General features: G+C 39.2%; 20 protein-coding genes. 7 read left to right on the forward strand and 13 right to left on the reverse strand.

Translation table 11 applies throughout. The features are described 5' to 3' along the window. The first annotated feature begins 162 nt into the window (after positions 1–162). Genes BUF13_RS01595 through BUF13_RS01615 form a run of 5 tightly spaced genes read left to right on the forward strand, consistent with a single transcriptional unit; the run spans position 163 to position 8,109 of the window. Positions 163–3,540, forward strand: a complete 3,378-nt coding sequence (locus tag BUF13_RS01595) for a methylmalonyl-CoA mutase family protein (RefSeq protein ID WP_073569997.1) — start codon at positions 163–165, stop codon at positions 3,538–3,540. 51 nt (positions 3,541–3,591) lie between these two features. Next, positions 3,592–4,005, forward strand: a complete 414-nt coding sequence (locus tag BUF13_RS01600; RefSeq protein ID WP_073569998.1) for an OsmC family protein — start codon at positions 3,592–3,594, stop codon at positions 4,003–4,005. Next, positions 4,002–4,241, forward strand: coding sequence for a hypothetical protein (locus tag BUF13_RS01605; RefSeq protein WP_073569999.1), 240 nt, complete (start codon positions 4,002–4,004; stop codon positions 4,239–4,241). The genes BUF13_RS01600 and BUF13_RS01605 overlap by 4 nt, the downstream gene beginning before the upstream one ends. A 20-nt stretch (positions 4,242–4,261) precedes the next feature. Continuing rightward, entirely contained in the window at positions 4,262–5,269 is a 1,008-nt protein-coding gene (locus BUF13_RS01610; RefSeq protein ID WP_073570000.1) for a PDC sensor domain-containing protein, read from the forward strand. After that, positions 5,269–8,109: a PAS domain-containing hybrid sensor histidine kinase/response regulator gene (locus tag BUF13_RS01615; RefSeq protein WP_073570001.1), complete on the forward strand. Its 2,841-nt coding sequence runs from the start codon at positions 5,269–5,271 to the stop codon at positions 8,107–8,109. The genes BUF13_RS01610 and BUF13_RS01615 overlap by 1 nt, the downstream gene beginning before the upstream one ends. A gap of 43 nt (positions 8,110–8,152) precedes the next feature. Here the strand turns inward: BUF13_RS01615 and BUF13_RS01620 are convergent, their stop codons facing one another. The 7 genes from BUF13_RS01620 to BUF13_RS01650 all read right to left on the reverse strand — a co-directional run bounded on the left by BUF13_RS01620 (position 8,153) and on the right by BUF13_RS01650 (position 15,359). Continuing rightward, positions 8,153–9,457 (reverse strand): dihydrolipoamide acetyltransferase family protein, encoded by a 1,305-nt coding sequence (locus BUF13_RS01620; protein WP_073570002.1) that lies wholly within the window; start codon positions 9,455–9,457, stop codon positions 8,153–8,155. A gap of 86 nt (positions 9,458–9,543) precedes the next feature. Next, the gene (locus BUF13_RS01625) at positions 9,544–10,800 is read right to left on the reverse strand and encodes a competence/damage-inducible protein A (RefSeq protein ID WP_073570003.1); all 1,257 of its coding nucleotides are present in this window, start codon (positions 10,798–10,800) and stop codon (positions 9,544–9,546) included. Positions 10,801–10,804: 4 nt separating this feature from the next. Beyond that, on the reverse strand, positions 10,805–11,596 hold the full coding sequence (locus tag BUF13_RS01630) for an SDR family oxidoreductase (protein ID WP_073570004.1): 792 nt from the start codon (positions 11,594–11,596) through the stop codon (positions 10,805–10,807). After that, entirely contained in the window at positions 11,593–12,093 is a 501-nt protein-coding gene (locus tag BUF13_RS01635; protein ID WP_073570804.1) for a dihydrofolate reductase, read from the reverse strand. Before BUF13_RS01635 ends, BUF13_RS01630 begins: the two co-directional genes overlap by 4 nt. A gap of 108 nt (positions 12,094–12,201) precedes the next feature. Then, entirely contained in the window at positions 12,202–13,125 is a 924-nt protein-coding gene (locus BUF13_RS01640; RefSeq protein ID WP_073570005.1) for a DUF4412 domain-containing protein, read from the reverse strand. A 91-nt stretch (positions 13,126–13,216) separates the two neighbouring features. After that, positions 13,217–14,143, reverse strand: coding sequence for a methionyl-tRNA formyltransferase (fmt, locus tag BUF13_RS01645; protein ID WP_073570006.1), 927 nt, complete (start codon positions 14,141–14,143; stop codon positions 13,217–13,219). A gap of 43 nt (positions 14,144–14,186) precedes the next feature. After that, positions 14,187–15,359 (reverse strand): exo-beta-N-acetylmuramidase NamZ family protein, encoded by a 1,173-nt coding sequence (locus BUF13_RS01650; protein WP_083586341.1) that lies wholly within the window; start codon positions 15,357–15,359, stop codon positions 14,187–14,189. 48 nt (positions 15,360–15,407) lie between these two features. Between BUF13_RS01650 and BUF13_RS01655 the strand changes: the two genes are divergently transcribed. Next, positions 15,408–16,622 carry an ABC transporter permease gene (locus tag BUF13_RS01655; protein WP_073570008.1) on the forward strand — a complete coding sequence of 405 codons (1,215 nt, stop codon included), beginning with the start codon at positions 15,408–15,410 and terminating at the stop codon, positions 16,620–16,622. Here the strand turns inward: BUF13_RS01655 and BUF13_RS01660 are convergent. Next, entirely contained in the window at positions 16,579–17,352 is a 774-nt protein-coding gene (locus BUF13_RS01660) for a polyprenol monophosphomannose synthase (protein ID WP_073570805.1), read from the reverse strand. The two genes, BUF13_RS01655 and BUF13_RS01660, sit on opposite strands and share 44 nt — an antisense overlap. 96 nt (positions 17,353–17,448) lie before the next feature. On the opposite strand from BUF13_RS01660, the gene BUF13_RS01665 reads away from it, so the two are divergent. Further along, a complete protein-coding gene (locus BUF13_RS01665) occupies positions 17,449–18,321 on the forward strand; it encodes an ATP-grasp domain-containing protein (RefSeq protein ID WP_073570806.1) in 873 nt (290 codons plus the stop codon). On the opposite strand, the gene BUF13_RS01670 is transcribed toward BUF13_RS01665, so the two are convergent. The 5 genes from BUF13_RS01670 to hisG all read right to left on the reverse strand — a co-directional run bounded on the left by BUF13_RS01670 (position 18,318) and on the right by hisG (position 23,534). Then, positions 18,318–19,115: a tetratricopeptide repeat protein gene (locus BUF13_RS01670; RefSeq protein WP_073570009.1), complete on the reverse strand. Its 798-nt coding sequence runs from the start codon at positions 19,113–19,115 to the stop codon at positions 18,318–18,320. The two genes, BUF13_RS01665 and BUF13_RS01670, sit on opposite strands and share 4 nt — an antisense overlap. A gap of 85 nt (positions 19,116–19,200) precedes the next feature. Next, a complete protein-coding gene (gene hisB / locus BUF13_RS01675; RefSeq protein ID WP_073570010.1) occupies positions 19,201–20,298 on the reverse strand; it encodes a bifunctional histidinol-phosphatase/imidazoleglycerol-phosphate dehydratase HisB in 1,098 nt (365 codons plus the stop codon). Further along, the gene (gene hisC, locus BUF13_RS01680; RefSeq protein WP_073570011.1) at positions 20,295–21,359 is read right to left on the reverse strand and encodes a histidinol-phosphate transaminase; all 1,065 of its coding nucleotides are present in this window, start codon (positions 21,357–21,359) and stop codon (positions 20,295–20,297) included. Before hisC ends, hisB begins: the two co-directional genes overlap by 4 nt. Next, the gene (gene hisD / locus BUF13_RS01685; RefSeq protein ID WP_073570012.1) at positions 21,356–22,651 is read right to left on the reverse strand and encodes a histidinol dehydrogenase; all 1,296 of its coding nucleotides are present in this window, start codon (positions 22,649–22,651) and stop codon (positions 21,356–21,358) included. Before hisD ends, hisC begins: the two co-directional genes overlap by 4 nt. Before the next feature lie 22 nt (positions 22,652–22,673). After that, complete coding sequence (gene hisG, locus BUF13_RS01690; RefSeq protein WP_073570013.1) at positions 22,674–23,534, reverse strand: ATP phosphoribosyltransferase; 861 nt, start codon at positions 23,532–23,534, stop codon at positions 22,674–22,676. Positions 23,535–23,683 lie beyond the last annotated feature (149 nt).

Here is a 23,683-nt window from a genome sequence, read left to right on the forward strand (position 1 = left end):
ATCAAGTGCCAGATTGATTTCTCTGATTGCTTGCCAAAGAATATTTTGTTTTGTGTAGAATAAATGAGTTTGCCCACCTTTTATTTTGCTATATTCGCAGGTGTAAAAATGCCCTCTGGAAAGCCCTAGGGCAGAAATGATGGAAAGTGTAAACCCTTAAGTATGACTACCCAAGCGGAGATCTATAAACCCAAAAACCACATTAGAATCGTAACAGCTGCATCCCTTTTTGACGGGCATGATGCTGCTATTAATATTATGAGAAGGATCATTCAGTCCACTGGATGTGAGGTGATCCATTTGGGGCATAATAGGTCAGTTCAGGAAATTGTCGATTGTGCTATTCAGGAAGATGTACAGGCTATTGCCATTACTTCATATCAAGGTGGCCATGTGGAGTTTTTCAAATACATGTTTGACCTTTTGAAAGAGAAAGGGGCTGAGCATATCAAGATCTTTGGTGGAGGAGGAGGAACGATTCTTCCAGAGGAAATTCAAGAACTTCATGACTATGGGATTTCCAGAATTTATTCTCCAGATGATGGAAGATCTATGGGACTTCAAGGCATGATCAACGATTTGGTGGGCCGAGCTGATTTTCCTGTTGGAAAAGATACTCCTTTGGATCTAGAATATTCCAAAGATGACAAAAAAGGCGTAGCTAGATTGATTTCATCTTTTGAAAACTTCCCTGAAGAGTCTGCTCAGCTATTGGAGTCTGTAAGAGATAAATCCAAAGCTTCTAAAACACCAATCCTTGGAATTACAGGAACAGGTGGAGCAGGGAAATCCTCTTTGGTAGATGAATTGGTGAGAAGGTTTTTGTTGGATTTTGAGGATAAATCGCTAGCTATTATTTCAGTAGATCCGTCAAAAAGAAAAACGGGTGGAGCACTTTTGGGAGATAGAATCCGAATGAATTCTATTCATCATCCTCGGGTTTTCATGCGTTCATTGGCAACTCGTCAATCAAATTTGGCTCTTTCCAGATATGTTCAGGATGCAGTAGATACTGTAAAAGCATCAGGTTTTGATTTGGTGATTTTGGAAACTTCTGGAATCGGTCAATCTGATACAGAAATCATTGAGCATTCTGACCTTTCCTTGTATGTCATGACTCCAGAATATGGAGCGGCTTCTCAATTGGAGAAGATCGACATGCTAGACTTTGCTGATATTATTGCTCTAAACAAGTTTGACAAGAGAGGAGCTTTGGATGCAATTCGTGATGTCAAAAAGCAATACAAACGAAACCATAATCTTTGGGATGCCAAAGAAGAGGATTTGCCAGTATTTGGTACCATCGCATCTCAGTTCAATGATCCTGGAATGAATCAGCTTTATCGAGCTATCATCGCGGAAGTTGATTCTAAGTTTGGTGGTTGGGAGTCTTCATTTGAATTGTCTGGGGGAACTTCTGAGAAAATCTATATCATCCCACCAGCTCGAACACGCTACCTCAGTGAAATCACTGAAAATAACAGAAGCTACGATCGTTGGGTTGAAGAGCAAAAGGAAATAGCCCAGCAATTGTATTCAATCAAAAAGTCCAAAGAGGCAATTTTGAATACCGCTGTGGCGGATAAGGATCGTTTGATTAAAGAATTGGATGAAGTTTATGCTCAAGTAGAGTTGAATTTGGATCCAAAGAATAAAAAATGGCTAGAGGACTGGTCTGAGGAAGCAGCTAGGTATTCTGAGGATTATTATGTTTTCAAAGTTCGTGACAAGGAAATCAAAATCAAAACTTACCATACTTCCCTTTCTGAAAGCAGAATTCCGAAGGTTTCACTTCCAAAATATGAAGCTTGGGGTGAATTGTTGAAGTGGGGCTTGAGAGAAAATGTTCCTGGTAAATTTCCGTTTACAGCAGGTGTTTTTCCATTCAAAAGAGAAGGAGAGGACCCAACTAGGATGTTTGCCGGTGAAGGTGGTCCGGAGCGTACCAATAAACGTTTTCACTATGTCTCTAAAGACATGCCTGCAAAGCGTCTCTCTACTGCTTTTGACTCAGTGACTCTTTATGGTGAAGATCCAGATTATAGACCTGATATCTATGGTAAGATAGGAAACTCCGGAGTGAACGTTTGTTGTCTGGATGATGCCAAAAAGCTTTATTCAGGTTTCAATTTGGTAGATCCATTGACATCCGTATCCATGACCATTAATGGTCCTGCAGCAACCATGACAGCCTTTTTCTTAAATGCTGCTATTGATCAACAATGCGAAGTTTACATCAAAGAAAATGGGTTGGTTGAAGAAGTTGAAGCCAAAATTGAGGCTATTTATAAAGAAAAAGGCACTCCAAGACCAACTTATCAAGGAGTTATTCCTGAAGGAAATAATGGTTTGGGTTTGATGCTTTTGGGAGTGACAGGAGATCAGGTTTTGCCTGCTGATGTTTATTCCAAAATCAAGCATGAGACAATCGCCAAAGTAAGAGGAACCGTTCAGGCTGATATTTTGAAAGAAGATCAGGCGCAGAATACTTGTATTTTCTCCACTGAGTTCTCTCTACGATTGATGGGGGATGTGCAGCAATATTTTATTGATAACAAAGTCAGAAATTTCTATTCAGTTTCTATTTCTGGATATCACATCGCAGAGGCTGGAGCCAATCCAATTACCCAGTTGGCATTAACTCTTTCCAATGGCTTTACCTATGTAGAGTACTATGTTTCCAGAGGAATGGATGTGAATGATTTTGCGCCAAATCTTTCTTTCTTTTTCTCAAATGGTATCGATCCTGAATACGCTGTGATCGGTCGAGTGGCAAGAAGAATCTGGGCGAAGGCAATGAAGTTGAAATATGGAGCGAATGAAAGATCCCAGATGCTGAAATACCATATTCAGACTTCTGGTAGATCATTACACGCTCAGGAGATTGATTTCAATGATATCCGTACCACGCTTCAGGCGTTGTATGCGATTTATGACAACTGTAACTCTCTTCATACCAATGCTTATGATGAAGCGATTACAACTCCGACCGAAGCTTCGGTTAGAAGGGCGATGGCAATTCAGTTGATTATCAATAAGGAATTGGGATTGGCGAAAAATGAAAACCCGCTTCAAGGGGCCTTTATTATTGAAGAATTGACAGATTTGGTGGAGGAAGCTGTTTATGCTGAATTCGATAGAATCACTGAAAGAGGTGGAGTGTTAGGTGCTATGGAAACCATGTATCAGCGTGGAAAAATCCAGGAAGAAAGCCTTCACTATGAAATGCTAAAACATACAGGGGAATATCCGATAATTGGTGTGAATACATTCCTCTCTAGTGAAGGATCGCCTACAATCATTCCTGGTGAAGTGATCCGTGCAACCCAAGAAGAGAAAGAAGCCCAAATTCAAACATTAAATAGTCTTCATCAGGCTTACAAAGGCAAAGAAGAAGCACAATTGATGGCTTTGAAGAAAGCAGCAGTTTCCAATGAAAATGTTTTTGAAAAACTAATGGATGCAGCGAAATATTGCTCTTTGGGACAGATTACGAATGCCTTGTATGAGGTTGGTGGGCAATATAGAAGAAATATGTAATGAACTTTATTAGGCCGAAATGGCTTAGTGATAAATTAATTAAATCAAGAAATGGCAAAAAGAAATGTGACCGTCACAATGAAGGCGGATTATGAGTATGAATCAGTGAATCCTCAGGGAAATGTTGTTCAAATCGACATGTATGATCCAGCTGAAAAGAAAGCTCAGTCCCCGATGGATTTGCTACTTACTGCTTTGGGAAGCTGTGCCTCTGTTGACGCTGTGTTGATGATGAAAAAGAAAAGACGTGAAGTAGTGGATATGAAAGTGGAGGTAGAGGGAGATAGAAATGATGGAGTTCCTGCTTTTTACACAGATATTCATTTGAAATTCATCTTGGTCTCTCCAGATTCCAAAGAGGAAGAGTTTGCCAAAGTAGTGGCGCTTTCGGTTGATAAATATTGCTCTGTAGCTTCATCTTTGAAGTCAAATATCACTTATAGCTCAGAGATTCAAAGACCATGAGAGTCGTCAAGGAATTGATTCAGGGGGAAGTGCGTGTGAGCATTTTCTCCTGGAACAATAAATACATCATCAAATATGAATTGGGTCCAATGGAACAAACATTCAAATTGAATGAATTGGACGTAATAGAAGAGAGTGAATTAGATGCCTTTTTGGAAGGTGAATTTTTTCAAAAAGTGAAACAAAGATTTGATGAAATGGGGAATTCATTTCGTGCTCAGGTGGAAAATCTTTAATTTCCACCAAAGCACTGGCAATGAAACCCGGATTAATCCCATTTATTATTTTTCTTCTTTTAATTTTTTCTTGTTCTGAGGATAAAACTCATTCATTATCTGAAGACAAAGAAAAATTGACAGTATTAATTTCTTCCATAGAAAAACAAGGCAATGTTTTAATGGAAGAGATGGATTTACTTGCAGATTTTTATGATTCGTTGGTCCTTAATAAGGAGAATATCCTACAGAAAATAACAAAGGATAAATACCAGTTTTCAGGAGTGTATTCTAACAATACACCAGACTCAGATTCATTATTAAGTTCTGTTATAATCCTGACAACTACGCCTGATTTTAATAAAGCGAGAGATGAGGTCCGATATACCAACGGTTTAGATAGTGCTTTTGCAGACCTATATTATAAATACGATTTAATAACTCAGCTCTATTCCAATTCTGCAAGCCAAATTTCTAGGGTTTTTCCCGCGTATGATGTTGCCAATATTTTGGATCCAGATTTGGATGTGACAGCCTTTAATTTTTTCTATGAGGCAGATTTAGAACATAACCCCAGCAAAGGCTCTAAATGGATATTAGATCCTTATGTTGACCCTGCCGGAAAAGGTTGGATATTGTCTTTAGTGCATCCTATATATGACCAAGATTTCCTTTCAGCTGTTGTTGGCTTAGATATTACCATTGATAATTTTATTCAGGAATTTTTAGAGGATTTAAATGGTGATTATTTAATAGTAACTGGAAAGGGGGACATTGTTGGAGGCAATGCTACGGCAATCGAGGCTTTAAGTATGCCTCCTCTTAAAAATCATGTTTATAGAGAGACCATTCAATCTGATAATTTTAGAATTTCTGATTTTAACCTATTCAGCAGCAAAAGCAAAGAAGTAAGGGCAATGGCGAAGGCTTTCCTATTGGAGAATCAGGATAATTTTGAATTTATAGAGGAAGGGTTCTTGACGAATGCCATGTGTATGCGATTTAGTCTAATAGATTGGTATGCCATAAAAATCAATTTTGACAATTAATGAGGAAAAGTTATTCCATAAGAAATGATTTTTGGCTGACCTTGGTCATAGGTTCAGTTTTGGTTCTCTTGGTTATCATTTTGGGATTGAGCTTTTTCACCGCAATATTCAATACCCAAATAGATTCCAGAAAAGACTTTTTGAACAAACAAACAGAGCTAGCTGCAAGAGGGCTTGAGTTGGAAGTAAGAAGGTTTGAGGATGAGTCCAAAGAAATCATTACTTACCTCGAAGATCCCGGGCATGAGTTGGATGACTATGATGAAGAGTTTACTTACACTGCACGGAGACTCTTTTATGCCTTCCCTAATTTACTGGATTCCATCTGGGTAGATATGCAGGATTCGGTTTTGGTTTTTACCATGAATGAGCGAAATGACTTTTTTAGAACCCAGTCGGAAGAGTCATTTCCGATGTCAGAAAATAAAGAGTTTTCAAACCTGATTCTTGGAAAAAAAGGCTTTAGGGTGCTGTATTCGCTAGATTTGATCTCATATACCAAAAGCTATATATCCAATTATTACGTTAATCCCGGTGGTGGGAAGTTTATGATTTTTGATGAGGAGCTTGTCCCTCTAAGCAATACCTCCATTGAGTTAAATCATGAACAAATAGAGCCTTTGATCGAGGATATGGCTTTGGGCTTAAAAGGATTCTATGAAGCCTCTTGGAAAAATAAGGGGGAGGAAATTACTGGAATAATAGCACAATATCCTTTTAGCTTTATTCTTTCAAATAGGAGTGGTACCTTGATTTTTGCTGTTCCTACAGAGGGCCTTACCAGCGGTATCTATAAAACCTACTTTTTTCTATTTCTAGGCTTTGTTTTCTTATTAGTTGCGACTATTGGGTTCTTTGTAGTATCGCTCAAAAATAGCCTGGATTTCCAACGAGTTCAGGATAAAAACATTAAAGAAATTCAGGATTTATTTGATCAGCAAGGGTTGTTGCTGCATGAATTGAGGGGCTTCTTTTTCTTTCATGATTATAAAGGAAATATGACTCGTGTTAGTAAAGAGGTTGAAGAAACATTAGGCCATTCTCAGCAAGAATTTATGGCTGTCTTCCAAAATGAATTTTCACACCCAGGAGCGATTGATGTCAAAGAGAAAATTTTAGCTGCCCTTCAAGAAGGTCGAGATTTGATCGATCTGGAATATGATTTTGTAAAACCAAACGGAAAGAAAATTAGGCTTAAACTATTTGAAAAACTGCTTTTTGATAAGATAGGCCGATTCAATGGAGGAATGGGTATCTGTACGGATATCACTGAGCAATACCAATCTAGGATTCATCTTCAAGAAAGTGAAACTCGCCTTAGAACTTTAATCGGTAATATTCCAGATCCTATTTTTATATATGATAATCAAGGTGTTGTGATTGATTATCATGGTATTGAGAAGGAAAATATAGATGATATCGGTAAGGATCCTTTAGGGAAAAAATTGGAGGATTTTGTTCAGCCTTCACTTACTGATTCGATAAGAAATACTTTCAATGATGCCAGAGAAAGTAAAACTATACAGACTATCAATGTAAAGTGGGCTACTTCATCAAGGGAAAAGCATTATGAAATGAGATTTTTTCCTTTGGATTCTGAGCGAATGATGTCCATTTCCAAAGATATTACTGGCCAAAAGATTTGGGAAAAAGGACTGATGGATGCAATGAACGCGGCAGATCAAGCTTCTAAGGCTAAATCAGAATTCTTGGCCAATATGAGTCATGAAATCCGTACTCCAATGAATGGTTTATTGGGGATCATCGATTTATTGGAACAAACCAATTTGAGTAAAATCCAGAAACAGTATGTTGATATTGTCAAAAACTCAGGAAATACTCTTTTAGGTATTATCAAGGATATTTTAGATTACTCCAAAATTGAAGCTGGTAAAATAGAGATTCTGAAAGAAGTATTTGACCCGATAAAGGAATTGGAAAGTCAATCTCAAACTCTTCTTGGCTTAGCTTCCCAAAAGCAAATTGAATTTTCCTTCAAAAAACCTTCTGAATCCCCATTTTTAATAGAAGGTGATAAAATAAAGCTGAACCAGATCTTTTTGAATTTAGTCGGGAATGCGATTAAGTTTACTCCAGAGAATGGGAAAGTGGATGTGGAGTTATCAATCGATCAGGTTAATGGTGATAGTTACTTTTTGAATTGCTCAGTCAAAGATACCGGAATAGGTATTTCTAACGACCTGATAGAAAAATTGAGTGATCCATTTTACCAGATTGATAGTTCCGCAACAAGGAATTATCAAGGAACTGGTTTAGGTTTGGCAATTGCCAAGAAGCTTTTGGAAATGATGGGAGGTGAATTGGAAATCCAAAGTGAAGAAGGGGTCGGTTCTGTTTTTCAATTTTCTATTTTAGTTCAAAAAGTTAATGAGAATGATATTTCACCAGTTTCTAAAGAGCCTTCGTGGGCTGAGATAAAAGAAAGTGGAAAGAATAATCCTTTGAAAATATTATTGACAGAAGATAATGATCTCAATCTTCAATTGATGCTGTTGATGTTGGATCAGCTAGGTTTCAAACATGAAGTTGCGAGGAATGGAAAAGACGCTTTGGAAAAAGTCAAAGCAAGCGAATTCGATATAGTTCTTATGGATGTTCAGATGCCTGTCATGAATGGACTTGAGGCATCTACAGAAATCAGAAAACTCCCAAATAAAAGGGATTTGATCATCATTGGGCTTTCAGCAAATGTCTTTGATGATGATTATATGAAAGCTATTGAGGCCGGAATGGATGATTATTTGACCAAACCGATTCGACTAGCAGTATTGGCAGATAGGTTGAATTTCTATTCCAAAAAAATCAGGGAAAGAGCCTAAGGAAAGAGCAATAAAAAAGCCCTCATTTGAGGGCTTTCATTTTTTAGAACGTTGAGTTCATGTCAAATGCTTCGAGATAATCGGCCACACGCCTTACAAACATACCTCCCAATGATCCATCCACTACTCGGTGATCATAGGAATGAGATAAGAACATTTTATGGCGGATCGCAATTACATCTCCAGTTGGAGTTTCGACAACTGCTGGCTTTTTCACGATTGCACCAACAGCCATGATCGCTACTTGAGGCTGTGGGATAATAGGTGTACCCATGACGTTACCAAATGAACCGACATTTGAAACGGTGTATGTTCCACCTGCTAAATCATCTGCAGTCAATTTATTGTTTCTAGCTCTATTAGCCAGGTCATTTACTTTTTTGGATACTCCAACCAGGTTCAGTTGGTCTGCATTTTTGATCACAGGAACGATTAGATTTCCGGATGGTAATGCCACTGCCATTCCCACATTGATATCTTTCTTCTTGATGATTTTATCTCCGTCTATTGAGATATTGATCATTGGGAAGTCACGAATAGCACGAGCTATTGCTTCAATGAAAAATGGAGTATAGGTAATGGACTCACCATATTTAGCGCGATAAGCAGTTTTGCTCTTTTCTCTCCAAAGAACAATATTCGTCATGTCGGCTTCTACAAAAGAAGTCACATGTGCAGAAATACGCTTGGAATCGACCATTCTTTGAGCAATCATCTTACGCATTCTGTCCATTTCGATGATCTCATCAGTTGCTGAGATACTGACTTGAACTTTTGGTTCTGCAATGGAAGGTGCGGGTGTATTTACTGGAGCAGCAACCGTTTTTTGTGATCTGTTATCCAAGTAATTCAACATATCCTGCTTGGTCACTCGACCTTCTTTCCCAGTTCCAGGAATTTTAGCCAGTTCATTGGCATCAATTCCTTCCTCTTTAGCTATGCTTTTAACAAGAGGCGAATAGAACCTAGAGTCGTTTGAAGCTGGAGAAGCATGAGCTTCTTCCAAGATAGCAGATGTGTTTGCTGGAGCTGAAGCAATTAATTCTTCTTTTGGTGTGTTAGCGCTTTCTTCAGGCTTTGATGCCGGTAAAGCTTCTACACTTCCATTTTCCGCTTCGATAATGGCAATAGGAGCACCCACAGCGACGACGTCGCCTTCTTTCACCAAGATCTTTTTGAGGACACCTGCATGTGTGGCAGGAACTTCCGTATCTACCTTATCAGTAGCTACTTCCAAGACAGATTCATCCTGCTCGATGCTGTCTCCCTCTTTTTTCAACCAGGTGAGAATGGTCCCTTCTATGATACTTTCTCCCATTTTGGGCATAAGCATTTCTACACTTGCCATACTATCTTTGGTATTTAATTGGGTTAATGTTTAAGTTTTAAAATTAAATTTTATAAAACTATCAAACAAACCTATGGTTTAAAATTTTATTTGTCATCACTGGAAAGCTGAACTCTTAATAAATTTAAAACAGCAACGCCAGTTAATTGAATATTCAGCAATCTATCTTGGGTCAATTGGAGTTTTTTTGTAACCGTTCCATTCTCTCCTGCACAAGCAATCCAGACTGTACCGACAGGTTTTTCTTCTGATCCACCATCAGGTCCTGCGACTCCACTTGAAGCTAGTCCAAAATCTGAATGGAAAATTTTACGAACCCCTTCAGACATTTCATGAACCGTTTCTTCACTGACAGCTCCATATTTTTCCAATGTTTCGGCCTTTACTCCCAATATTTCCTGCTTGAATTGATTGTGATATGGGACGATAGAACCTTGGAAATAATTGCTGCTTCCAGGGACTGAGGTAATCAAATGGGAAATATATCCTCCGGAACAGCTCTCTGCCAAAGCTAGGGTTTTCCCGCTTTTCTTCAAAAGCTTTCCAATGGCTGTTTCGAGGGTTTCTTCATTGTATCCGAAAACATATTTACCAATTCTTGGGAAAATTAAGCTGATCTGTTGCTCTACCTGTTCCTGAAGTTCAATGAGATTAGTTCCAAAAGCTGTTAGCCTTAATTTCACCTGTCCTAGAGAGGGCAAATATGCCAAACGAATATGATCTGGCAATGCATTTTCCCAGTCTGCAATTAAGTCTGCTAACCAGCTCTCACCAATTCCTACAGTTTTGACCACTTTGTGATAAATCACAGGAAGCTCAAAAATCTCAGGAAGTTTCGGTAGAACAAAATCATTCATCAATCGCTTCATCTCATGAGGAACCCCTGGCATAGACATCCAATAGGTTCCATTTCTTTCAAACCACATTCCTGGGGCTGTTCCAGCTGGATTTGGTACATATTCACAACAAGCAGGAAGGTGACCTTGAAGCGTATTCAAAGGGGTCATTTCTCTTCCTCTTTTTTTGAAAAACTCGGTAATTGCGGAGACCGCTTCCGGAACTTCCACGATGGGACAGCCAAAATATTCAGCCATTAGGGGTTTGGTCAAATCATCTTGAGTTGGACCCAAACCTCCTGTGATTAGAATCAAATCGACTCTCTTTTCAGCTTGCGAAAAAGCATCTAGGATATCATTCCTATTGTCTCCGACTGTTGTTTTATGTGCGACTTTTACGCCTTTCAAATCCAATTGTTGGGAGATCCAGTGGCTATTGGTATCCATGATTTGTCCATATAGGAGCTCGTCTCCAATGGCTATGATTTCTGCTTTGATCAGTTTCATATGATTATCTGACTTTTGCTTTTTTTAAGTATTTGGTAAATAATGAAGGGAAGAATCTTTTGATATAAACACCAAAGATCTCCTTACCTCCAATCAATACTTCCTCTTTTTGTTTGCGAATTGCTGAAAAAATTTGCTCCGCGCATTCTTTCGCTTCCATCCCATTCGCTTGTGCATCATCCATTTGGTTCAGAGCAGTGCCATCTCCGGTCAAGGCATTGACTGAAACCTGTGTCTTGATAAAGCCTGGGCAAATCATCGTTACCAATATCCCATCTTCATAGCATTCAGCTCTTAATGATTCAAAAAAGCCATGAAGGGCATGTTTGGAAGCGGCATAGGAAGATCGGTAAGGGGTTCCAAATTTTCCTACTAGACTAGTTACAACTCCAAAATGACCCTTTTTATTTTCTATGAAATAAGGGAGAATGGCCTTAGTCAAAGCTACAGTGCCAAAGAAATTGACTTCCATAAGTTTTCTGTCAACTTCCAATTGAGTTTCTGTCACCAAGGATCGTTGGCTTATTCCTCCGTTTTGAAATAGAATATCGACTTTTCCGAAAAGCTGAACAGCCTCGTGGACTAATTCAGTTGCTTTATCAGTTTGAGAAAGATCTAAAGGTAAAATCTTAGCGTTTTGGGGATTTGAGCAAGCTTCTTTAACTCTAGTCAACTCTTTTTCATTTCTAGCCGAAAGAATGACTTTATATCCTTTGGAATTAAAAAGATAAACACATGCTTCACCGATTCCAGAAGATGCCCCAGTAATCCAGATTACCTCTTTGGAAGTGTTCATTTTTTCACTTTTTCGTAGTCTACAAAGGAAAATGAATACTCATGCCTTTCGTCTGCTGGGTGAAACTCTCTAAAGGTTTCCTTCCAATTTTCTTTGCTGAATTCAGGGAAATAGGTGTCGCCTTCTGGCTCTGCATCAACTTCAGTCAGGTTCATTTTATCAGCTATCTGAAGAGATTGTTTGTAGATTTCTCCCCCTCCGATGACGTATAATTTGCCAGCATCTGCTTTTTGAGCATAAGTAACTGCATCCTCTATGGAGGAGAAAGTGTGGTGACCTTCAGGCACCGAATAGCTTGAATCTCGAGTGATGACTAGGTGAGTTCGGTTGGGTAGAGGTTTACCTAGTGATTCAAAGGTCTTTCTTCCCATCAGAATATAGTTTCCCGAAGTGATAGCCTTGAATCTCTTGAAATCCTCAGGGAGCTTCCACACAAGGTCATTGCCTTTTCCAATAACTCTATTCTTAGCGACTGCAGCGATTAATATTATTTCCATCATTGTATAGCTGAGCCTGAATTTACTGGGGTATGATGGTTAAAAAAAGCTTTTGTTTGATAAGTTGGATATAAAAAAAGGAGGTGTTTGAACCTCCTTTTTTCGTTTTTATTGCTGTTTCATGGCTTGCATGACGTTGGGATAATCCGCCGAAGTAAATGATTTGGGACTATCAGGTTCTATTTCAATGACTTTCATGTCTACCTTGGATCCATCAGTGGATGTATAGGTCATTTCCATAAAATTCCCATTAGGAATGTCTTTGAAATGCTTTTGATATTTTTCCTGTGCTCCTTGCTTCATGAATGGGCTATTCATACCCCAAAATGAATTTACTCCATCTATAGGTTCAGTAGTAGTCCAATAATAGCCTTCTCCATCTTCACTTTTTACATGATACTCTTCGCAGGTATAACCAAGGATGTCTTTTGTGTTTCCGGTTTTTTCTAAAACCACATCTTTTTCTTCAATGTTTTGATCAATCTCCTCATCGGTCATATCTGTCATACCATCTAGGTCAAGTTTGTATGCAAATGAGCTTTTCTCACCATCATTATCCATAAATAATACACTGGCTTGATTTGGTGTATCAAAAACCATGGTGGTAACTACTTGCGGATTTTTAGGATCCTGAATTTCCATACCTGTGAAATCAGTACTTGAACCCATCAATGATTTGATGAAAACTGGATCGTCTTTCTTTCCATTTTTTTCAGTGGCATCTAATTGAAGAACCATAAACCCAAGGAAATTATACTCATCTGCAATTGCGACATCTTCACCCATTCCAGATAGAATGGACTCCATATCAATATTTATAGGGTTTCCGTCATCATCTGTTCCATAGATACTACCCAACTGTTTTTCAAGTTGCTTTTGGACCATCTTCTCAGCTTCTTTTTCTGCGCGTTTTTCTATCGCATTTTGCGCCCCTCTCTCAGCTGCTTTTTGGATTTTTTTGATGAATTGTGCTTCTGCCTCAAAGGTTAAAGAAAAAAGTAGAAGCAATATCAAAGTGTTTATCTTTTTCATAGAGTGTAAAAGTTTGTAAGTCAGGAGACAAGTTCTAAAAAAATAGAGAACAGTCAAAAATATAAAGTGCAAAAATATGTATTTTAAAAGATTAGCTGAACTTATAGCCACGTAGAAAATCTTCAGTTTTCATCCTTTTCTTACCTTCCAATTGAAGTTCCAAAATTTCCAACTGTCCGGCTGAGGTTCCCATTCTCAAATAGGTTTTTTCGTCGGTATAGATCTTTCCTGGGATACTTGAAAGGTCAGTCTTAAATACTTTGGATTGGTAGATTTTACAGACTTTTCCTTCCAATTCAGTCCAAGCTGCAGGATAGGGAGAAAGTCCTCTTACCAAATTATGTATTGATTCAGCAGAGTTTTCCCAATCTATTTTACATGTCTCTTTGAATATCTTCGGAGCGTGATGAAGCGCCTTGCTTTCGTCTTGAGGAAGTGGATTGACTTCTCCTTTGGCAATGTCTTCAACTGTTTTGACAACCAATTCCGAGCCGATATTCATCAATTTTTCATATACCTCACCCAAACTTTCTTCCGGAAGGATCGGAGTTTTTTCCTGATGAATAATTGATCCAGTATCAATTTCATGCTTTAAGAAAAAGGTAGTAACTCCCGTTTCTTTTTCACCATTAATAATCGCCCAATTGATAGGAGCTGCACCTCTATAATTTGGTAGCAATGATGCGTGAAGGTTGAAAGTGCCCAGAGGAGGCATGCTCCAAACCACTTCTGGTAGCATCCTAAAAGCAACTACAATCTGAAGGTCTGCCTGGTAAGACTTCAGTTCTTCCAGAAATTCTGGGGACTTTAAATTGGTAGGTTGTAAGACGGGAATCTCATGCTTCAAAGCGGCTTCTTTGACTGGAGAAGGAATAAGTTTTTGACCTCTTCCTTTTGGTTTGTCAGGAGCAGTGATCACTGCTACGACATTCCAGCCGTTTTCTACTAATTTATCCAAGGAAGGAACCGCAAACTCAGGAGTTCCCATGTATATGATTTTCAAATCTTTATTTGACATAATGGTGTAATTCTAAGGGGGTAAAACTTTTGTAATCAGAAGATTAAGGATAAATCAAGTAGTTTTTCCTCATGACTTTGTAAGCCTCAATTCCGGATTTCCAAGATTGCTCTATTTCCTGACCTGATTTACCGGCAAGCATGGCTTTTTTGATTTCATCAGTTCCCAAAAGCGTATTGAAATAGTTGTTGAAGAACTTCTCTTTCATCCCAGACTTTTGATAAGCTTCCATCAGATACTCCAAGGTGAAGTGATGGTCCATCGATTCACCTCTCAAATCTCTACCGTAACAAAGTTTATCTTGATGAGGAGGGGTTTTGGACATCCCATCAATACTAACAGGAGTGAATGTGAAATCGCCGAATTTGGGGTCTGGGTATCCGTATACCTCGAAAGGAAAATAGGTTCCCCTTCCCAAAGAAATGACGGTTCCTTCAAATAGGCAGGTACTTGGATATAATCTGATAGAAAGATCGTTTGGAAGGTTTGGAGAAGGTTTTACGGGAATTGCATAGGAAGTGGTATGAGTCCAGTTTTCCATCGGAATGATATCCAATTCACAGGTTTTTGCTCCTTTAAGCCACTTTTCTCCATTGATCATTTGTGCCAACTCTCCAACAGTCAAGGCATGCACAATCGGGATTGGATGCATTCCAACGAAACTCTCGAAACCTGCCTTTAAAATCGGTCCAGCGATGTAATCTCCATTTGGATTAGGCCGATCAAAAATGATCACTTTTTTACCATTTTCGGCAGCAGCCTCCATGATATAATGCATTGTGGAGATGTAGGTATAAAACCTGACTCCGACATCCTGCAAGTCAAAAAGTATGACATCTAAATCCTGAACCTGAGCTGCCGTGGGCTTTCTGTTTTTACCATAAAGTGAAACGATCGGCAATCCAGTTTTTTGATCTACGCTATTATCTACTTTTTCTCCGGCATCTGCAGTGCCACGGAACCCATGCTCGGGAACGAATACTTTTTTGAGATCAACTCCCTGCTCCAACAAAAAGTCCACAATGTGTTTATTTTCCTTTTGGGGCATAATGGAAGTTTGATTGGCTACGATTCCGACTCTTTTCCCTTGAAGCATAGGGAGATAGAGCTCAGGTCTCTCATCACCCATAATGATTTGGCCTTGTGTTTGAGAATTAAACAATCCAAAGAGACCTAAAAAGGCGCTCAAAAAAATGACTAAGAATAAGTTTTTCATGTGCTTCATGCTATTTTGCGCAGTAATTGGACAAATTAAATCACTCCATTGAACCTTTCCTATTTCATAGCCAAAAGAATCAGTTTTAGAAAAACAGGTGGATTTTCATCAACGATCCACTTGATTGCTGTTGGCAGTTTGGCTTTAGGCCTGGCAGTGTCAATACTTTCTTTTATGGTGTTGGGAGGGTTTCAAAAGACTGTTGCAAACAAAGTATATGGCTTTACCGGTCAATATCAGGTGCAGCGTTTTACCATGAGCAATGCTTTTGAGGAGAGCCCTTTTTCCCTTCAGAGCGACTTTGCACAAAATTATAGCCAAATTCCCGTGATCGATCGGGTTCAATCTTTTGCCCATAAGGCCGCTCTGATCAAAGGAGACCAGGAAGTGGAAGGAGTGTTGATGAAAGGAGTGGGGCAAGACTTTGATACTCTGACTTTTAAAAATTACCTCAAGGAAGGAAGGTTGATCCGGATTCCAGAGGAAGGAACATCCAATGAATTAATGGTTAGTTCGGTGATTGCAAATCGACTTCAACTGAAAGTCGGTGATCGGATTATTCTCTATTTCGTACAGGATCCACCCCGATACAGAAGAGTAGAACTTGTAGGGATTTATGAGACCTATCTCGAAAATTTTGATGAAAAAATCATCATCGGGGAACTACAGACTATCCGCAACCTGAATGGTTGGGCAAAAGATGAAATCGGTGGCTTAGAGATTTTTGTAAATAAAAAGCCAACCAGAAAGGTTTTTGAGACCATTGAAGAAAATTTGGACCTGGACCTTAAGCTGATCGATTCGCAAGATAAATTTCTGGAGATCTTCGATTGGCTCAAACTTTTGGATACCAATGTCTATGTATTTATAGGATTGATCGGTTTTGTTGCCATTTTCAATATGGCGGCAATCCTATTTATCCTCATCATGGAGCGAACCCAAATGATAGGCCTTTTGAAGGCTCTAGGCGCAAGAAATCAGCAGATTCGTAAGATTTTCTTCTGGAATGGAATGCGAATCCTTGGAAGAGGTTTGTTAATCGGAAATGCGATAGGGCTTGGTTTTGGGATTTTTCAAGACTTATTCCATTTGATTCCTTTGGATCCAGAAAGCTACTATATGAGCTATGTTCCCATAGATTGGAATTGGCCAATTTTTATTGCAATTAATATAGGAATTGCAGCATTGACAGCGGCAGTGCTATGGATCCCTGTCTTGGTTATTTCAAGGGTGAATCCAATTCAATCGATTCGGTTTGATTGATTCGGTAAGGGGAGAAGATACTTTTGACTTTCATCCAAATCACTCCAAAAACAGCCTCCTTAAAGATTCCTTTGCTCATTTTTGAAGTTCCCTTGGTTCGATCGGTAAAAATAATCGGAACTTCTTTGATCTGGAATCCCAATTTCCAGGCGGTGAATTTCATCTCAATTTGGAAAGCATAACCAATAAATCGGATTTCATCCAAATTGATGCCTTGAAGGACTGATTTGTGATAGCATTTGAAACCTGCTGTCGCATCTTTGATAGGAAGTCCAGTTATGAATTTCACATAAACAGAGGCAAAATAAGACATCAAAACACGTCCCATTGGCCAGTTTACAACATTGACACCCGTGATATAGCGCGAACCTATACTCATGTCAAAGCCTTCCTCAGCGCAAGCTTTATATAGACTGATCAAGTCATTGGGATTATGGGAAAAGTCGGCATCCATTTCAAAAATGTAATCATAGCCTTTTCTTAAAGCCCATTTGAAACCGTTGATATAGGCTGTTCCTAATCCTAATTTGCCCTTTCTTTGAACTAAATGAAGTCTTTCAGGAAACTTGTCCTGGAGATCGATGACAACTTTGGCTGTACCATCAGGAGATCCGTCATCTATGATCAAAAGTTCAAAATTACCCTCCAGATCCATCACAGTTTGGATCATGTCTGAGATGTTTTCGATCTCATTGTAGGTGGGGATGATAACGAGTTTTCTGTGGTCCATATTTTGGGTGAAAGCCCAAAAGTAAGGTTTCCTGATGGTATTTGAAGAATGGCTTTGCAATTTTTAGCGAAAGAGTACTTTTGGGAAAAATTTGATATGAACCCTAGAGTAGCCATCGTTTCGTATTTTTCTGTTGGAGCCTATGATGCCAACTCGATCAATGAAGATGAAATCTTATCCAATATCCTTACTGAATTAGGCATAGAAAACCAGGTTGTAGCGTGGTCGGACCCAAAGGTCGATTGGGAGGGGTTTTCTTGCTTATTGATTAAGTCAGTTTGGGATTACTTTGATTATTATCCTCAATTTTTGGAGTGGATCGAAAAAATGAAAGAATTGGGGATTCCTGCATTAAATGATCTGGATACAATTCGTTGGAATAGCACCAAAGCTTATTTGTTGGAGGTTCAGGAGCGAGGGATTCCCACAATTGCTGGAAAAATAATCACCAAAAAAGGTGATCTTAATAAAGCTGCGATCAGCCTAGAATCTGATACGGTTGTTGTCAAGCCTTTAGTGAGTGGGGGAGCGAAGAATACCTTTAAAATCCACATTTCTGAACTGTCCCAATATGAGGAAAAAATCTCTAAATTATTGGAAGATGAGGCATTTTTGGTCCAGCCTTTTGTCTCTGAGGTCGCAGAAGTAGGAGAGTACTCTCTTCTATTCTTTAATGGAGTTTTTTCGCATGCAGTTTTGAAAACTCCAGCCCAAGAGGATTTTAGAGTTCAGCATTATTTTGGAGGAACCATACAAGAAGTTAAGCCTTCTGATTCTATGCTTGAATCTGCGAAAAGGATCATGAGAGAATTTGCTGGAAATACGCTTTACGCCAGAGTAGACGGTGTTGTAATTAATGGGATTTTCCATTTGATGGAATTGGAACTGATCGAGCCATATTTGTTTCTTGGTCTTAGCCAAAATGCTATCCCCAATTACAAGCAGGCTCTCAAAGTAAGGTTGCTTTAAGAACAGATGTCCAAATTGCTCTGAGCGTAGTCAGACCCCATATTTGCAGCTCTTTGAATGTAATTACAGCCATCCGTATCACCCAATTTTGCCATGCAGATGCCTTTTTTGGCTAAGGCTTCCATGTGAGTTGGGTTTTTCTTTAACACGTTGTCAAAATCTTCAAGGGCCCATTCCAGATATCCCAAATGCATGTAGGCAAAACCTCGATTGTAAACTGCTACCATATTGTCTGGTTGTTTGCTTACGTACATATTGAAGGAACCAGCACAACCATAAGCATCACCAATATATGCCCGGGCCATTCCTTGATAAAAGTATATTTCAGGGTCATCATCATTGATTTCTTTCGCTCTCTCGAAGAAATTGTTCGCTAGTTTATAATCCTGGTTCTGAAGGAGAGCTCTTCCTGTTAGAAAAAGAATTTCATAATCTTCAGGATCTGTTTTAGCTGCCCTTAATAAAATTAATTCGGCTTTTTCAAATTCCTTTTCATTAAAATAGATTTTGCCTATTCCCGCCATTGCTTGAGCATAATTGCCATCTATTGAAAGGATTTTTTCGTAGTCTTCGATTGCTTCATCCATTTTTCCCAATTCTTCATAAGAACGAGCTCTAAGATGGAGAGCCTTCACATCTGTGACATGCAAAAACAAATATTTATTGAGCTCTGAAATAGCTGCTTCATATTGTTTTTGATAAAATAGGTCTTCGGCTTGAAAAAGATCAGAGGCACAAGAGGTTATCCAAAAAAATAGGAGGATAAAAGTCGGTTTACTTATTTTTCGTAGCATACCTAAATAAACAAAAAAATAAGGGGTAAAGGAAATGTTTTCCTTCAAAAACTTCCTAAACCCCTGATTTAACAAACTTTAAGAGTTAAAGAACTCCCTTGGTGCTTGGTAGCTGATTGATATTTCGTGGATCTCTTTGGACTGCCATCTTGATTGCACGCGCCAAAGCCTTGAAAATAGCCTCTATTTTATGATGCTCGTTATCCCCTTCAGCTTTGATATTTAAATTGCATTTAGCAGTATCAGAGAATGATTTGAAGAAATGATAAAACATTTCAGTAGGCATGTCACCAACTTTTTCACGCTTAAAATCTGCTTCCCACATCAACCAAGGTCTTCCACCAAAGTCAATGGCAACCTGAGCCAAGACATCGTCCATTGGAAGTAAGAATCCATAGCGATAGATTCCTTTTTTATCTCCCAAAGCTTTCAAATAGGCTTCACCCAATGCCAAAGCAGTATCCTCTATGGTATGATGCTCATCGATATGCAGATCACCGTTGACAGTGATTTCCAGATCTGTTGATCCATGTTTGCCCAATTGCTCCAGCATATGATCAAAGAAGTGCAATCCTGTTTTGATTTTGCACTGCCCTGATCCGTCCAGATTCAATTTGATATGGATGTCAGTTTCAGAAGTAGTTCTTTTCACCTCTGCTTTTCGAGGAGGCATTTTTAGAAATGTGTAGATCTCGTCCCAATCCTTGGTAGAAAGGCTGGCGGTTTCCTGAAAATCACCAATAAAAATCGCTTTAGAACCGAGATTGTCTGCCAATTGAATGTCAGTCACTCTATCGCCGATTACAAATGAATTGGCCAAATCATATTCTTCTGAAAAATATTGAGTCAAAAGACCTGTTCGAGGTTTTCTGGTTTCAGCATTTTCATGCTCGAAAGTCTTATCAATGTGGATTTCAGTGAAGAAAATGTTTTCCTGCTCTAGGGTTTTCAACATTTTGAACTGTGCAGGCCAAAAGTCTTTTTCAGGAAATGAATCTGTTCCCAATCCATCTTGATTGGTTACCATCACCAACTCATATTCTAACTCTTCTGCAATCTTTCTTAGGTTTGAAATTGCTTTAGGGATAAATTCTAGTTTTTCTAGGCTATCTACCTGATAATCAGTAGGTGGTTCTTTGATGATCGTTCCGTCACGATCTATAAATAATACTTTCTTTTTCATGATTGAATAGGTTTGACTACAGCTTGTAAAGCTTTTAAAAAGGCTGTGTTTTCCTCTCTGGTCCCAACAGTGATTCTCAGGCAATCTTCACAGAGAAGAACTTTTGCTCTGTTTCGGACGATGATTTTTTGATCAATCAAATCATTGTAGATCTGAGTAGCTTGAGGAACCTGAACCAAAAGGAAATTGGCTTGAGAAGGATGAATTTTCTTGACAAAATCCAGCTTTTCCAATTCTGATTTGAGGAATTCTCTTTCCTTTAGAATCTCTAGAATCATTTTTTCAACCTTTTCCTGGTTTCCCAAAGCAGCAAGAACTGTTTCTTGGGTCAGCCCGGAAATATTGTAGGGAGGCTTGATTTTGTTTAAAATCTTGATCAACTCTTCGGAGGCAAAAGCCATCCCCAAACGCAAAGACGCCAAGCCCCAAGCTTTGGAAAAGGTCTGCATCACCAAGAGGTTTGGATATTCGTCCAAATGTGTGGTAAAGCTAGGCTCGTCATTGAAATCTATGTATGCCTCATCTACCACCACCAAGCCTTTAAAATGCTTTAAAAGTAAAAGCACATCAGCTCTGTTTACTTTGTTTCCACTTGGATTATTTGGAGTACAAACAAAGATGATTTTGGTATTTGAATCGATTTGATCAAAGATTTTCTCCGGCTGTAGTTGAAAGTCCGAAGTCAAAGAGACTTTTCTAGTCTCCACGTCATTGATGGATGCGCTCACCTCATACATCCCGTAAGTAGGAGGTAGCAGAATCACATTATCTATTCCGGGCCTGCAAAATGCACGATACAAAAGATCGATTGCCTCATCAGATCCATTACCCAAAAAGATTTGGCTGGGTCTTACTTTTTTGATCAAAGCAATCTTTTCTTTCAAAGCACTTTGATAGGGATCTGGGTAACGATTGAAATCTGCATCGGTAACTGATCCATAAGGGTTTTCATTGGCATCCAAGAATACTCCTTCTTTGCCGGTATACTCATCTCTCGCCGAAGTGTAAGGTTGGAGCTGAGCGATATGAGGTCTTAATAATGAATTTAGATCAAAGCTCATATTTTGTTCTTTTTCAGATAATTAAGACGGACAGTTACTGCGTTTTTGTGAGCTTCCAGAAGTTCATTTTCTGCCATAATCTCAACGACAGGTCCCAAGGTTTTTAAACCTTCAGGGGAGATTTTTTGGTAGGTGATTTTCTTGACAAAGGAGTCTAGAGACACCCCAGAGTAATTTCTAGCATAACCATAGGTAGGCAAGGTGTGGTTGGTTCCAGAAGCGTAATCCCCTGCAGATTCTGGAGTGAAATTACCGATGAATACAGAACCAGCATTTACGATTTGATCAACCACATCCTCCTCATTTGCTACACTAATAATCAGGTGCTCAGGTGCGTAGAAGTTGATTAGATCAATTGCCAATTGGGGATCCTCCATCACAACCGCTACTGAGTTTTTCAGGGCTTTATGGGCAATGTCTTTTCGAGGAAGCTCTTCCAATTGCTTCTCTACTTCCTTTTTAACCTTCCTTGCCACTTTTTCTGTAGGACTAACCAAAACCACTTGGGAATCAACTCCGTGTTCCGCTTGAGAAAGTAAATCAGCTGCCACGAAAGACGGATTGGCGGTTTCATCAGCATACACCAAAACCTCTGAAGGTCCTGCTGGCATATCGATGGCAACACCATATTTGGTTGCCATTTGCTTGGCTGCGGTAACAAATTGGTTTCCCGGGCCAAAGATTTTATCCACAGCAGGAACTGATTCGGTTCCAAATGTCAATGCAGCAACAGCCTGAGCACCGCCTGATTTGATGATTTTAGTAATGCCAATCAATTCGGCAGTGTACAGAATAGCTGGGTGGATTTTTCCTTCACGATTTGGAGGCGTACAGAGAACGATCTCTTTGCATCCTGCCAGTTTTGCAGGAACTCCCAGCATCAAAACTGTACTGAAAAGGGGAGCGGTTCCTCCAGGAATATATAGCCCTATCTTTTGAATAGGCATGCTTTTCCTACGGCAAACTACTCCTGGCATGACCTCTTCGATCAGTTCGGGAGTGGCTTGGGCAGCATGGAATTTTTCTATGTTGTTTTTAGCAGTTTGGATAGCTTCTCTCAATTCAGGAGACAAAGCAGCCGCCGCAGCCTGAATTTCAACTTCTTCTACCAAAAGAGAATCCAAATCTACATGATCGTATTCATGAGCAAATTTAAAAAGTGCCTTATCGCCGTTCTTTTTGACTTTTCGAAGGATGGGCTTGACAATTTTATTGATTGCCTTGGTTTTGAAAACTGGTCTAGCCAGTTCTTTTTTCCAGGATGATTCCCCTGGGTTGACAAGCATTTTCATGATTCTTTGCTTTTAGGGTCTATCAAATCACCATTTTTTCAATAGGGATCACTAAAATTCCTTCCGCTCCAGCCGCTCTCAATTCTTCAATATTTTCCCAGAATTGATCTTCGCTCAGTACTGAATGTACCGAAGACCAGCCTTCCTGCGCCAATGGGAGGATAGTAGGGCTTCTCATTCCAGGGATCAAGCTAATGATTTTCTCAATGGATTCATTGGGAGCATTCAAAAGGACGTATTTATTGCTTTTTCCTTTTTGAACAGCATTCATTCTGAATAAAAGCTTTTCTACAATCTCCTTTTTCCAGTCTTCTAATTCTTGATTGGAGATCAAAACAGCCTCAGATTTGAAAATCTCTTCGACTTCTTTCAATCCGTTCATCATCAAGGTGGAACCTGAACTGACGATATCACAAATTCCCTCTGCGAGACCAATGCTTGGAGCAATCTCCACAGAACCTGAAATCTCATGGATTTCGGCATTGATGTTTTGGGATTTGAGATAGTCACCAAGGATTTTTGGATAGGAGGTAGCTATGTTTTTACCTTCAAAATACTCGATTCCTGGATAATTTTGACCTTTTGGGATAGCCAAAGAAAGGCGACATTTGGAGAATCCAAGCTTTTTCAATACTTGAACATCCTTGTCTTTTTCGACCAGTTCATTTTCCCCAACAATTCCCAAATCAGCTACTCCATCGGCTACATAGCCAGGAATATCATCATCTCTGAGAAATAAAAACTCAATGGGGAAGTTAGTGGAAGTGGATTTGAGTTTCCCTGTTCCATTGTAAAATTTGATGCCACATTCCTTGATTAGGCTAAGTGAGTCATCGGATAGTCTACCGCTTTTTTGGACGGCAATACGGATTATTTTTTCCATGATAGCAAGTTACGCTAAGAAGTAATAAAGGCTGAATGAAATTTTGGTGAAAGGCCGAATCCCTGTCATCGGCGTCACCGGATGGGTGTGTAAAAATATTCCTCTCAAGAGGAATGATGGAAATGATGCAACAAATGCCTTTGATGGCC

The organism is Algoriphagus zhangzhouensis (genome assembly GCF_900148515.1).
GTDB classification, from domain to species: domain Bacteria; phylum Bacteroidota; class Bacteroidia; order Cytophagales; family Cyclobacteriaceae; genus Algoriphagus; species Algoriphagus zhangzhouensis.

What these genes read in the sequence shown, in the direction of transcription:
- BUF13_RS01620 (WP_073570002.1), bottom strand. Translation starts at nt 9,457, where the DNA reads ATGGCAAGTGTAGAAATGCTTATGCCCAAAATGGGAGAAAGTATCATA.
- BUF13_RS01670 (WP_073570009.1), bottom strand. Translation starts at nt 19,115, where the DNA reads ATGCTACGAAAAATAAGTAAACCGACTTTTATCCTCCTATTTTTTTGG.
- BUF13_RS01615 (WP_073570001.1), top strand. Translation starts at nt 5,269, where the DNA reads ATGAGGAAAAGTTATTCCATAAGAAATGATTTTTGGCTGACCTTGGTC.
- BUF13_RS01625 (WP_073570003.1), bottom strand. Translation starts at nt 10,800, where the DNA reads ATGAAACTGATCAAAGCAGAAATCATAGCCATTGGAGACGAGCTCCTA.
- BUF13_RS01665 (WP_073570806.1), top strand. Translation starts at nt 17,449, where the DNA reads ATGAACCCTAGAGTAGCCATCGTTTCGTATTTTTCTGTTGGAGCCTAT.
- BUF13_RS01600 (WP_073569998.1), top strand. Translation starts at nt 3,592, where the DNA reads ATGGCAAAAAGAAATGTGACCGTCACAATGAAGGCGGATTATGAGTAT.
- BUF13_RS01605 (WP_073569999.1), top strand. Translation starts at nt 4,002, where the DNA reads ATGAGAGTCGTCAAGGAATTGATTCAGGGGGAAGTGCGTGTGAGCATT.
- hisG (WP_073570013.1), bottom strand. Translation starts at nt 23,534, where the DNA reads ATGGAAAAAATAATCCGTATTGCCGTCCAAAAAAGCGGTAGACTATCC.
- BUF13_RS01595 (WP_073569997.1), top strand. Translation starts at nt 163, where the DNA reads ATGACTACCCAAGCGGAGATCTATAAACCCAAAAACCACATTAGAATC.
- fmt (WP_073570006.1), bottom strand. Translation starts at nt 14,143, where the DNA reads ATGTCAAATAAAGATTTGAAAATCATATACATGGGAACTCCTGAGTTT.
- hisC (WP_073570011.1), bottom strand. Translation starts at nt 21,359, where the DNA reads ATGAGCTTTGATCTAAATTCATTATTAAGACCTCATATCGCTCAGCTC.
- BUF13_RS01660 (WP_073570805.1), bottom strand. Translation starts at nt 17,352, where the DNA reads ATGGACCACAGAAAACTCGTTATCATCCCCACCTACAATGAGATCGAA.
- BUF13_RS01630 (WP_073570004.1), bottom strand. Translation starts at nt 11,596, where the DNA reads ATGAACACTTCCAAAGAGGTAATCTGGATTACTGGGGCATCTTCTGGA.
- BUF13_RS01640 (WP_073570005.1), bottom strand. Translation starts at nt 13,125, where the DNA reads ATGAAAAAGATAAACACTTTGATATTGCTTCTACTTTTTTCTTTAACC.
- BUF13_RS01635 (WP_073570804.1), bottom strand. Translation starts at nt 12,093, where the DNA reads ATGGAAATAATATTAATCGCTGCAGTCGCTAAGAATAGAGTTATTGGA.
- BUF13_RS01650 (WP_083586341.1), bottom strand. Translation starts at nt 15,359, where the DNA reads ATGAAAAACTTATTCTTAGTCATTTTTTTGAGCGCCTTTTTAGGTCTC.
- BUF13_RS01610 (WP_073570000.1), top strand. Translation starts at nt 4,262, where the DNA reads ATGAAACCCGGATTAATCCCATTTATTATTTTTCTTCTTTTAATTTTT.
- hisB (WP_073570010.1), bottom strand. Translation starts at nt 20,298, where the DNA reads ATGAAAAAGAAAGTATTATTTATAGATCGTGACGGAACGATCATCAAA.
- hisD (WP_073570012.1), bottom strand. Translation starts at nt 22,651, where the DNA reads ATGAAAATGCTTGTCAACCCAGGGGAATCATCCTGGAAAAAAGAACTG.